This window comes from Spirosoma aerophilum (assembly GCF_054782495.1).
This window is the reverse complement of the sequence record NZ_BAAGSJ010000036.1, coordinates 395563-407781: the sequence shown is the minus strand read 5'-3', so window position 1 is coordinate 407781 and position 12219 is coordinate 395563. Positions and strand designations below refer to the sequence as shown.

Here is a 12219-nt window from a genome sequence, read left to right as displayed (position 1 = left end):
CGATAGGGTCGTTATGACCTTATCGGCTTTTTTAGTTTGTATTATTATTACACAGATACGCAGAGTTTTTATAATTTATTCTTTGTGCATCACCGTGTCTTCTCCGTGCATCTCTGTGGCAAAAAGAAACCGGAATTCAGTTTCAAACGTTTATACAGCAACTTACTACTTCACGAAATAACATGAAAGGAATTCACTTATTGGCACTCAGTCTGCTGTTGCTGGCAGGTTGCGCACAAGGCCAGTCGAAAGATTACGCGCCTGCCAAACTTCCCGCCCTGAAAGATGGCGAAGCGGTAGCAACCTTTGCGGGTGGCTGCTTCTGGGCCCTTGAAGAAGGCATGAACCAGCTCAAGGGGGTTCGCGAGGTCATTTCCGGTTATGCTGGGGGTACGGTTAAAAACCCCACCTACGAACAGGTAGGTACTGACATGACCGGCCATGCCGAATCCGTACAGGTTTACTACGACCCAAAGGTGATCAGCTATACCCAACTGCTCGACGCTTTTTTTGCCGGTCATGATCCAACCACCCTGAACCGGCAAGGCCCTGATGTTGGTCGTGACTACCGGTCTGTCGCTTTCTACCGGACACCCACCGAAAAGGCCGAAATTCTGGCGGCTATCAAACGCACCAATGAGTCAAAGCACTATGCTAATCCGGTGGTTACGGAGGTAACACCCCTCACGGTATTCTACCCGGCCGAAAACTACCACCAGAACTATTTCGCACTTCATCCCGACCAGCCTTATATCCAGCGGGTATCGTTACCAAAAGTTGAGAAACTCCGTAAAGCAATGGCAGGCCATCTTAAAAATAATACGTCGTTGACAATGTTGGACTGATTTGTTTATCAAAAACAGCATTACAGCATTACTAACGGATAATAGATAATAAAAATAGCCGGTTATAACCGGCTATTTTTGCGTTATGGATACAACGGCCTCTTTCAATAAACCCAAACGAAATCTATTCATTCAAAACCTGCTGACGTTCTTTCTGAACCGGCAGGCGTTGGCCGTTGGTCTGGTCTTCGCTTCCGATAGCATTCTCTTTGGCAGCTGGGTAGCGCACATTCCGTTTGTAAAGGCCAAGCTACACCTCTCTGATGCCGAACTTGGCCTGACCCTTTTCGCCATGCCGATTGGCTTACTCGTCATGAATCCATTAACCGGCTGGATCATTGCCCGTCTGGGCGAAGCGCGCGCCTGTTTCTGGTCGGCGGTAGGGTTGACAGTGGCCATCTGTATCCCGCTCAATGCCCCGAATCCATTTGTGCTTTGTATCGGTCTGTTTCTGGTCGGGTTAAATGCGGCCCTTATTAATGTGGCCATGAACACAACCGCGACTAATCTGGAACGGGCTCAGAACATCGTGATTATGTCGTCGTGCCACGGTATGTGGAGCCTGGGCGGACTGTTGGGGTCGGGCATTGCCGGTGCCGTTATTGCGCTGCACGTTTCCCCTCCCGTCCACCTTGCTGTTATGGCCGGTCTGATCTTACTAATGACCTTTGTTCTTCAACCCATTCTGGCACAAATACCATCGAGCAGCCGAACCGCAACGGGCGAAAAAACCGGCTCATCGTTTGTACGGCCCAATCTGGATTTGTTACTGATGATTTTGATAGGCCTTTCTCTGGCGATGGGCGAAGGTGCCGCTTTCGACTGGAGCGCCGTTTATTTGCGCGAAACGCTGGGCGCTTCCAGCCAGATTGCGGCCCTGGGATTTGGTGCCTTTTCGCTCACCATGACTAGTTTTCGCTTTCTGGGCGACGCCATTATTCCCAGAATTGGTGCCAAACGCTGGTTACAGATTGGGGGAGTCATTGGGGCAGCGGGGCTACTATTTGCCATTGTGCTCCCCTACCCAGCCACGGCATTGATCGGCTTTGCTGTGCTGGGAGCAGGCTGCTCTCTGGGTGCACCGGTGCTGTACGCGGCATCCATGCGCGTTGAAGGCATCCCGCCCGCAGCCGGGCTGGCTACCTTTGCTACGTTCAGTTTCATTGGTTTTCTGGCCGGACCGCCCGTTATTGGCTTCGTTGCCGAAGCATTTGGGCTGGTGTATGGGCTGGGCTTTGTTGCCGTCATGTTGCTCATTTCGGCAGGTTTGGCCAAATTGGTGAAGTTATTTTAACACCAGGCAGGACCCGTTCCTACTTAATGGGCCGATACCGCTTTCAACCCAATCACCGAACCGACCAGGAGTACAATGAAAAATAACCGCCAGAAATCACTCGGCTCCCGGAAGAAAAGTATACCCATCATAACGGTACCAACCGCTCCAATTCCTGTCCAGACAGCATAAGCCGTACCTAACGGTATGTCCTGTGCAGCTTTGTTAAGGCAGTAGAAACTAAGTATTGCACAGACCAGAAACCCGGCTGCCCAACCCAGGTGACGGAAATTATCCGATAACTTGAGGCAGGTTGTAAAACCTACTTCAAACAAACCAGCCAGAATAAGAATAAGCCACGCCATTTTAGAATAGAGAACAGTCTTTCATCTATAACCTCATTGTTGTCCTATTGTCTTTCTGGGTAATACCGTTAACTGGCACGCAGCCGATTCAACTGACAACTGTAGCCGTTGCCACCCCGCCTAGAAGGGAACAAAAGCTTGATTGCCCTGTATAAACCTGGCTACGTTAACGTAGCCGCCGGGAAGAAAATACCTGTCGAACTTATGGGGAGTCGTTCGTTGTAAGGGCCGTTGTCCTGACTCATACCCATTTGTTGACCGAAGATGCAATCGAGTGCTAGAATTTGGCCGCACCCCAATAAATAGCATTCCGGAAGAGCGTTACGAACGCTTCGTTCAGGAGTAAATCGGGGTGATGGCCCATGAAAATATAAACGTTACGGGCTTTCATGTGCTCGTTCGACCAAACAACCGGGTGGTCGGTGCCCATCTTAATTTCTGAATCAGGTACATACGTTGTCTCGTCGACGGAGGCAAGCACAGTCACATTCGGTCGCGGGCTTTTGTTGTAGGTATACCATTCTTCTTTCTGCACCTCGAACGTAGCCGGTAAATTCTTCATGACAGGGTGCTGCTTCCCTTCTATATGAACGGTTGCTTTAGCGAAGCCCGGAATATAGTTCTTGTACCGAATACCGCCCATAAAGTCGGAGAACCAGGGCCATAGGGCGTATCCATCAAATTCCCCCAATAAAGTAGCGTGATGAAAGCCAATCCAGCCGCCTTTCCCTTCTGTAATGTATTTTTGAAACGCTGCTTTAGCCCTGTCACTCCACATATAAGGAGGATAATTCAACTGAATGAAGAGCTGGTAGTGCGATAGAAACTGATCGGTTATAGGCTCGGCGTTTTCAATATAATCGACCGTAAAATTATTTTGGGCAGCTTCTTTGGCGAGCCACGCTTTGGCGGCCGCCACAAAGGGCGCATGAATGCCACCCGATTCGGTCATAGCGACCACCCTGAATCTCGGCTCCCCCACCTGTCCGAACGTTGGAACCGCCCGAATAAGGATAAACAAAAAGATGAACAGGCTAGTCCAGGCCTGGGGCAGCAGGTGATTTTTCATACACGATTGAGCGCAACTGTAGGCTAAAAATATATCGGCATCCTTGAGCAATTACCGAATCAAGTTGAGTGATCCTTGTTGCTGGCTGGACTTTATCGTTCCCCGTTGATTGAGGTTATAGTTTATTCTCCAGGCGTATACGCCGGTTTTACAGGCCTCACCCCGGTAGTAGCCATTCCATTGAAACGGTTCGGTAGCTGTCTGAAAAACGATTTCGCCCCACCGATTGAAAATGGCCAGCGATGTAATGGTAATATCTCCGCAACCATACGCCAGAAAGACGTCGTTTAGCCCGTCGTCATTAGGCGTAAAACTGTTGGGTGCATATAAAATACAGTCGCATGCCGTGTAATCGATGTTGATCGAGTCGGTGATCGTTGCACAATCATTTTGAACACTGGCGATATATACGCCGGATGAACTTACCGTTCGCTCGATGCCCGACGTCTGGTCCATCCATTTGAATTTCCCATCGGCAACGGCAGGTTTTATCGTGAACAACTCCGCTCCGCAAAGTTTCTGCTCCGGACCTAGCTCCAGTTGAGGGGGCCGAACATAGCGAATGGTAATACTATCGGCAGCTACACAACTCGCCTGAGTGACCTGAATACTATATCTGCCCTCCCGCTGAGCTGTAAATGTGTTCTGTTGTGAGCCGTCCTGCCATCGATAGGTCGATACGGCACTTGGCGGCACTTTCAGCATGAGCGTTTGCCCATTACAAAGGGTTGTATCAGTGCCCAGATCGAAGTCGAGGGCATAATCGACGGTAATGGTATCGATGACCGTTTTGCAGGACGTGAGAGCCGTTACAGAGTATTTTCCCGGCCTGGTTACCAGCAATGTAGGTTTTGTGCTGCCGTTACTCCAGCGATAGTCCGATGCCCCCGGTGTTGTGGCATCGAGCAAAAGGGTACTTTTTCGCCCGCATAGCGTGGTGTCTTTGCCTAAGTCAAGCGTGATAGGCAGCAGCGAAATATCATCGACAAACAGTTCATAATAAGCCAGGAAGGCGGGTGACCTGTAGAAATTACCTATTGTCACGTACTGTTCTCCCCCAGTGGCAGTTACAAAACCGGAAACCCGTTGCCATTCCAAACGGGGAATAGTGTTCTTAGGCTGTCGATCCAGTACTTGTGGCCGCACGGGGAATATGTCGGTTGTTGTCTGGTTATTCATGGCATCAGCCGAGAAATAAGCGCCAAACGTCTCTGTCAGGAGTTTATTAGGCGTATCGGTGGCAATAAACATTTCAAAATAATAGCACTCACCTGCAGTCAGGGGCTTTTTCAACTGTACGGCAAAATACTCAGCCCATCCCTGATCGAAAAATAAGTGCCCCACTCCCTGGCCTGAATGAGGAGGCAGCAACACCTGACCTGTTTGAAAACATTGATGATAAAAATCGGGGGTGGCTCGATTGGGATTGTACCAGGGGGTGGCTTCAATCAGTTGATTGTTCTGACGGGGGCAGTTGCGGTAGGTTTCAAAGCTTCCATTCGGAATTAAATTTTGACCGGCAACCAGTTCCGGTAGCCAAGTCAACAACCATATGAACAGCCAACTATATCCTTTTTGCATAGCCCTGGTGTCATTAACCTGGGGGAGACGTTTATTGCCAGACCACCAATTAAGGGGTGACTAAGATACATTTTTTTTCTCAATACGAACGATGTAACAAAAAGGTTGCCGGTTGACTACCAGATGGTTTATACAACGACGAGCCACTCATGATTCGTGAGTGGCTCGTTGCTGGTGTAGACAGAATATGTCTTTGAGTACGTGTGGTTGGTTAACGCTGAACCAGCCTGCCGTTTAGCAAGTCTGGTTCAGCTCGAGGAGGGTATCGAATGTCTAGTTAAAAATAGTATACCGGTTACTTCATTTCACATGAAGAGCAGTGAATAACCGGATTTGGTAGGCGAACCGACGGAATAAAGATGTAAACCGTTTTTAACGTATGAGAGAAATCAGGTCAGCTTTTCCAACAACCGGGTCTAACGCGACTATGTCGGTCAATAATGGTTAAACCGCTGTAAAAAGTCTTCCTTATAGCTTCGGCTCAGCGGCAATGCCTGTGTTCCAACATTCAGTTCGGCATCGTTAAACGAGTCTACCTTGTGAATATTGACGGCATAAGATCGATGAATACGAACTAACGATGGCAAATTCATTCGTTCCAAAATACCACTCAGCGTTAGCCGGATCACGTATTTCCTATTGGTCGTCACCAGGGTAGTGTAGACGTTATCAGCTTCCAAATAGAGAAGATCGCCCACATTTATTTTAACGAACTGGTAATTCTGCTTGACAAACAGGTGATCATTGATCTGAAGGATCGTCTCTCGGTCACGGGTTCCCCGTTCTGTTGGGTTTACTGTAGCGGGAGTTGGTTTGCTGCGTTGAGTAAAATTATGAATAGCCAATTCAATGGCCGTTCGCAGACTGCCCAACTGGTAGGGTTTATTCACATAAGCCGCAGGATAGGTCTGTTTAGCCCGCTCCAGGGTTTCGCGGTCGGTTAGAGCCGTCAGGTAAATGACTGGTATAGGGCGCTCAAGCGTTAAGCGCCGAACAGTTTCAATACCGTCCCAATCCCCTTTTATGGTAATGTCGCACAACAATAAATCAACGCGCTGACGCTGAAACAAATCCAGTGCTTTCCGGCCATTATTCGCAATACCAACAACGAAATACCCATCGCTTTCCAGGCTATCACTTAACTCCATTGCCAGGATACCTTCGTCTTCAACAATCAAAATATGTATACGTTCGTCACTGGTCATTCAAGATTGTCGTTTTACAGCTTTGGGAGTGCTTGACGGCCTACCGGATTGCATGATCCCACAAAAGATTCTTCTTGTTTATAAGCGTGTGGTATATACTTACTCGATAATTCAAAAACGTACCTAATGTCAGTAAACATGCATAGGTATGTTTACTCACCGGCACCAAAAGTAAGAATAGAGCCACAATCAGACAAAACGATTTATCAACATACATTCACAAGTATTGTTGACGTAAAAAGGCAATATTGTTTAAGCGGTCACTGCCCCAACTATTCGAGCATTAGGATAAACTGTTATGCCGCGAATACACAACAGTCGATCAGGCAGCCAGACGGGTCTGGGGAATATGAAGTCTGAACAAGGTCCCGTTATGGGTATCTAACTCAAAATTACCTTCTAACTGCTCCGTAAGGGACGTCACCAGTCGTTTACCAAAAGACGTTCGGGAGCCGGTTCTCTGCCAGTCGGCGGCTTTTATACCCGGTCCATTATCCTGCACTTCAAGGGTTATACCGGGCTCCAGGGCACCTTCTGCATAATCGAGCTTTATTCGCAGCAATGGTCGCTCCTGGTTGGCAAAAGCGTACTTGAAGGAATTTGTTATGAGCTCATTCACAATTAATCCCAGCGGCATAGCCACATCGACATCTAACTCGTCGAGTGCTACATCAACCTGAAGATCAAAATTATCCGACTCGTATCCATAAGCCTGCATCAGGCTTTCGGCCAGGTCGGTCAGATATTCACGGATATTCACAATCGTTACGCGATCTGTCTGATACAGCCGCTGATGGATTAATGACATTGCCTGCACCCGCTGCTGTCCTTTTCGCAACGCCTGTATCGCTTTTTCATCTGTCAGCCCATTTGCCTGTAAGGTGAGGAGGCTCGATACAATGGCCAGGTTGTTTTTAACGCGGTGGTGCAGTTCTTTCATCAACGTCCGGAGCTGATCCGACTGGCTGACCAACTGCTCACTGTTGCTGGTAATAATTTCGTTTTGAGCGGATAAACGCATGTTTGCCCGCCGGAGCGCCCAATACTGCCCTACCAAAATACTCAGCAGCAGGATCAGTAACCCCATACTCCCGCCCATAAACTGCACCTGGCGCGTTTGCTGCTGATTTTGTTCATCCAGCACGGCAATCTGACTAATACGTCGCTGTGTTTCGTATTTGGCCTGCACTTCGGCAACGGCACGAGTTTTTTCAATTTCAGCCTCCGCACTTAGCTCCGCGATACGGCGGCTTTTTTCGGCCTGAATTGTAGCAATCTCCTTTTCCTTAATGGATTCGATACGAGCAATCTCCCGAGCCTTGGCCAACGCTAAATTTGCCTGAATGGTGGCTAATTCATTCGATTTTTTTACCTCATACTGTCCCTCCAGCCTGGCAACGGATCGACTCTTTTCAAGCGTCATTAACGAATCCTCTATCCGTTTATGCTGCACGGAATAATGATACGCTTTTTCATATTTGCCGAAACTTGCGTACATCATCGACATCATTTTATAGACTGACCAGGTCAGGGGGGCGTCTTTGCTAATTTCAACCAGTTGTATGGCTTTTTCTCCGTAATACATGGCCTTATCAGCTTTTCTGAGCGCCTGGTAAGCGGTAGACAAATTCCGATAGTTATGAACCAGGCTGGTGGTTCTGTTCAGCTCCAGATTTATTTTCAGCGCTTTGTTGAGAAACCCAATGGCCTCTTCATATCGGCCCTGTACGTTGGAATTTTTACCAAGGTTGTTGTAAATGACCCGGTAGGCTTCCGGTTTCGCATGAATAGCGTCATTGATGGCAATCGCCTTCATGAAGCATTCCCGCCCCCGCTCCAACTCATTCAGGTCTTCGTAAATAATCCCCAGATTGATATAATTTTCAGCCAGCAGCAAATCAGCCTTTAGGGATTGATTAATACTGATGGCCTTTTGCATATAAAAAATGCCTTTTTCCAGGTGAGCCTTTACGCGTTGATCTTCGCCCATTGTCTTGTACAGTAGCCCCAGATTATGGTAAACCCTCGCCACATAACCCGGCCTATGGGCTTGCGTATAATAGGTTATGGCGGCCTGTGCACAGAGTATCGACTCATCAAACAATCCCTGGTGTAAACGTACCTGAGCCGACAGCAAGTTGTAATCGCCCATGCCCTTGAGGTAATGCACCCGATTACTCAGCAAAAGCATTGGCTGCAGATAATGGATGGACGAGTCGAGTTTACTTTGTTTATAAAATGTATTGGCGATTTGGTAATACGTATTTGCCCGGGTAGTATCAGGTAGTTTGTGCCTGAGCTGTGTTTTCAAACTATCGATAAGCCGATCCTGAGCCAGAGCCGATCTACCAATCACCACCAGCAAAATCAAAAGGTAAAACGAAGTCCGGAGATGACTTTTCATGATAAAATAGAACATCAATGGTCGAAAAGGGAAGTTTTTTTCTGTAGATGGATGTAAGTTCTAGGAAATATACAATAAAAGTTAAGTCAAAGGAAGAAGGATTAACGTTTACGAAAAGACAATGAAAGTAGAATGCCTGCTCTTCCGTATGATTAATTGCTAACGATTAGAGTAACGTCACAAAAAAAACGCATACACCAAATCTAACTACCTGAATTACAGTAGCCTTAAGAATAAGAAATTTACTTCTGACAGGAGTGACTGTACCTTTCTCCCTTATAGACGTTAGAGCACCATTATCAAATTAGACTACTTTAATGAATAATAATCTTGAAAAATCGGACAGATGCTGGGGAATTAGATGAGTGCCAGATGAATACCTTCCCGACAGATTAAACATTACCTGTAATGCTTACATGGGGTTAACTGCTGTATTCCTGAGGGGATGTTTAGCGTAGAGGCAATGTTAAAGATTATCCTGTTACTCGCCATAATGGATTATTTATCCATCAATTTATTAAAATCAGCCCACCGTTTGATGCGCAGGTTGATTAATCGTTTTAAATACAACTCGTTCAGAAATGTATTTGACCAGTCGTCGAAGCGCTGCGTCTGAACGCCCACATAAAAGAAATAGACACTCAGGCCAAGCATGGGCAGGAGCCGTTTCTCTTCGTCACTTAATGCCGTGACCGACTCGTACCCCGCCAGGAAGCGGGCCTTTTTATTCTGAAACTCATTGACATCCGCTTCTGTACTGTGGATTTGGAGAATGTAATAGGCTATGTCGAGGCAAAGCAGTCCGTTTCCACAAAAGTCGAAGTCGAACAGGGTAATCTGGCCGTCTTTGTCAATATTCAGATTATCGAACCAGATGTCCAGGTGGACCGTCCCCAACCGGGTTTGAGTCGTGTCAATACCGTCAAACTCGTGCAGAAGATACCGCTGCGTTTCCAGCATAAACTTCATTTCATCTGATTCGGCAGGTAGAAACAGCGGCAGTTGGGAGAGTGAATCAACAAGTAAGCGTTGGGGAGTATAAGTCGCCCGACTCAAGGTCAACTGGTGGGTAAGCTGATGAAAGCGGGCCATAATCTGCCCCATTTTGTAATGTAGATCAGGCGAAAAAGTGAGCAGTTTCTCCCCTTCGGCAAAGGAGAATAGGACACCGAATCGTTTGCCTTCCGGTGCTTCCAATTCCTGAATATACTTGCCATGGGCATCGGGCAGTGGATAGGATACAGGAATGCCGTTTTGATTAAGCAGAGTCAGCAGCTTAAGCTCTTCATTAATTTCGTCCTGCGTTCGCCAATGGAGACTGTATATTCTAAAAATAGACTTGGCCAGACCGTCGGTTACCAGATAAGAATGATTAACACCGGCCTTCAGAAGCTGACAGGTTGTTGCTGGCGATAGGTTATAAACCTGTTGTAGCAATTGAGCCAGGTGCGTTTTCGATAGAATAGAGGAGGTAACGGGAAAAGTGGGCATACAGAGTGGATAAGATTGATCAACAGTCTCTTCTGTTAGCCGCGTTTCGAGAAAATGGCTAAGACATAGTCATGTAAAAAATGGCAAGTGTCGCTCCTTAATCGAATCAACACTTAGTTAGACGGATTATACCGGGCAGCATCGATGATTGACCAGAGATGAATGACCCACCCCATCAGGATGAACCAAAGGGCAGCGGCCAGCACAAACTGTAAAATTGCCATGAGCAGCCGCCCCTGCAACAGTTGACCTAACCCCGGAATGAAGAAGCTGCAAAGAGCAGCAAGTACATTGCCACCCGACCCCTGACCTGCCATTTTGTTGATTGTTTTTTTTGTAAATGTAGGAAGTCTACCAACAAAAAAAAGTGTCGGGTTCGAAAACCCGACACCACAATGTACACAAGAAGATTACTTTACAGCCCCAATACTTTCTTATTGAAGGCATCGTCGGCACCGGTTCCGGCGAAGTCGTCGAAAGCACGTTCGGTCACGCGGATAATGTGATCCGAAATGAATGGAGCCCCCTCGGCTGCCCCTTGTTCGGGGTGTTTGATGGCGCACTCCCACTCCAGTACCGCCCAGCGGTCGTAGTCGTACTGAGCCAGCTTGGAAAATATACCTGCAAAATCCACCTGACCATCGCCCAGGGAACGGAACCGTCCGGCACGCTCTACCCAGCCCTGATAGCCGCCATACACGCCCTGCTTACCCGTTGGATTGAACTCAGCGTCTTTCACGTGGTACGCATAAATACGGTCGTGGTAGAAGTCGATGAACTGGAGGTAGTCCAGTTGTTGCAGGACAAAGTGGCTTGGGTCGTAGTTGATACCGGCGCGGGGATGGTTACCCACTTTCTCCAGGAACATCTCGAAGGTAACGCCATCGTGTAGATCCTCACCGGGGTGCAGTTCATAAGCCACATCGACACCAGCTTCATCATACGCATTCAGGATGGGCAACCAGCGGTCGGCAAGTTCTTTGAAACCGGTTTCGACCAGACCTGCCGGACGCTGCGGCCAGGGGTACACGAATGGCCACAGCAACGCGCCCGAAAAAGTAGGGCTGGCAACCAGACCCAGATTCTTACTGGCTTTAGCGGTCATCAGCAGTTGATCGACCGCCCAGGCCTGCTGTTCTTTGGGTTTTCCTGCCAGTTCGGCCGGACCAAAGCCATCGAACATGGGGCCATAGGCCGGGTGTACGGCGACTAACTGACCTTGCAGGTGGGTAGCGAGTTCGGTGATTTCAACGCCAATATCCTTCAGCTTACCTTTCAGTTCATCGCAATAGGTAAGGCTTTCAGACGCTTGCTTGAGGTCGATCATGCGCGGGTCCCAGGTTGGAATCTGGATACCTTTGTAGCCCAAATCAGCCATGTATCTGGCAATTGACTCTAAACTATTGAAGGGTTCTGCGTCCCCTAGAAACTGGGCTAAAAATATGCCCGGACCTTTCATTGTTTTCATATCATTAAAGAGCGAAAGAGTGAAAGAGCGTAAAAGTGAAACCACTGCGGATTAGCACTCTCTAGCTCTTTCATTCTTTATTTCAGTCGCTCGCTGTTTTTCGTGATTTGGCCAAAATTTTTACTATTTGATACCCTTCATCCATTAAATCTTGTAGTCGATGCTCTGCTACAATTTCGGTGAATACAAGGGTTTCAAGCCAGAAAAGCGATTCATCTAATTCTTCAAGTGTTATACTTAGTTTAGAAAAGTACTCCTTCTGGCTTCGACCCCGGCGAACGGCTCTAAAATTGGCTGCAGCCGATGAAGAAGAGCGAATAAGTTGATGACCAAAATGTTGTGCGTCATAATCTTTTGGCAGAGCACGACATACTTTGACACATCGAAGCATAAACACCTTAAGTCGTTTTTCAAGATCATCCAGGAATTGACCTTTCGAATGCGTAGAATAATCTACCCAAGCTTCATTCGCTAAGTCTTCTTCGTGCTCCATCTCAATTAAACTGCTCATGTCCCAT

General features: G+C 47.6%; 11 protein-coding genes. 2 read left to right on the top strand and 9 right to left on the bottom strand.

The window, feature by feature from the left end:
- The first annotated feature begins 182 nt into the window (after positions 1–182).
- Together msrA and ACYVK4_RS29605 are read left to right on the top strand one after the other, a co-directional pair.
- Positions 183–845 carry a peptide-methionine (S)-S-oxide reductase MsrA gene (gene msrA, locus ACYVK4_RS29610; RefSeq protein ID WP_461131196.1) on the top strand — a complete coding sequence of 221 codons (663 nt, stop codon included), beginning with the start codon at positions 183–185 and terminating at the stop codon, positions 843–845.
- An 85-nt stretch (positions 846–930) separates the two neighbouring features.
- Positions 931–2139, top strand: a complete 1209-nt coding sequence (locus tag ACYVK4_RS29605; protein WP_461131195.1) for an MFS transporter — start codon at positions 931–933, stop codon at positions 2137–2139.
- 23 nt (positions 2140–2162) lie between these two features.
- Here the strand turns inward: ACYVK4_RS29605 and ACYVK4_RS29600 are convergent, their stop codons facing one another.
- From ACYVK4_RS29600 to ACYVK4_RS29560, 9 genes are all read right to left on the bottom strand, one after another.
- Positions 2163–2483: a DMT family transporter gene (locus ACYVK4_RS29600; protein ID WP_461131194.1), complete on the bottom strand. Its 321-nt coding sequence runs from the start codon at positions 2481–2483 to the stop codon at positions 2163–2165.
- Positions 2484–2760: 277 nt separating this feature from the next.
- The gene (locus ACYVK4_RS29595; RefSeq protein WP_461131193.1) at positions 2761–3552 is read right to left on the bottom strand and encodes a ThuA domain-containing protein; all 792 of its coding nucleotides are present in this window, start codon (positions 3550–3552) and stop codon (positions 2761–2763) included.
- Between the two features lie 51 nt (positions 3553–3603).
- Positions 3604–5133, bottom strand: coding sequence for a T9SS type B sorting domain-containing protein (locus ACYVK4_RS29590; protein WP_461131192.1), 1530 nt, complete (start codon positions 5131–5133; stop codon positions 3604–3606).
- Between the two features lie 434 nt (positions 5134–5567).
- On the bottom strand, positions 5568–6338 hold the full coding sequence (locus ACYVK4_RS29585) for a LytR/AlgR family response regulator transcription factor (protein WP_461131191.1): 771 nt from the start codon (positions 6336–6338) through the stop codon (positions 5568–5570).
- Positions 6339–6660: 322 nt separating this feature from the next.
- Positions 6661–8742 carry a sensor histidine kinase gene (locus ACYVK4_RS29580; protein ID WP_461131190.1) on the bottom strand — a complete coding sequence of 694 codons (2082 nt, stop codon included), beginning with the start codon at positions 8740–8742 and terminating at the stop codon, positions 6661–6663.
- A gap of 498 nt (positions 8743–9240) precedes the next feature.
- Positions 9241–10233 carry a phosphotransferase enzyme family protein gene (locus tag ACYVK4_RS29575; RefSeq protein WP_461131189.1) on the bottom strand — a complete coding sequence of 331 codons (993 nt, stop codon included), beginning with the start codon at positions 10231–10233 and terminating at the stop codon, positions 9241–9243.
- 113 nt (positions 10234–10346) lie between these two features.
- Positions 10347–10550: a hypothetical protein gene (locus ACYVK4_RS29570; protein ID WP_461131188.1), complete on the bottom strand. Its 204-nt coding sequence runs from the start codon at positions 10548–10550 to the stop codon at positions 10347–10349.
- 98 nt (positions 10551–10648) lie between these two features.
- Positions 10649–11701: a sugar phosphate isomerase/epimerase family protein gene (locus tag ACYVK4_RS29565; protein ID WP_461131187.1), complete on the bottom strand. Its 1053-nt coding sequence runs from the start codon at positions 11699–11701 to the stop codon at positions 10649–10651.
- Between the two features lie 82 nt (positions 11702–11783).
- Positions 11784–12194: a four helix bundle protein gene (locus ACYVK4_RS29560; protein ID WP_461131186.1), complete on the bottom strand. Its 411-nt coding sequence runs from the start codon at positions 12192–12194 to the stop codon at positions 11784–11786.
- Positions 12195–12219 lie beyond the last annotated feature (25 nt).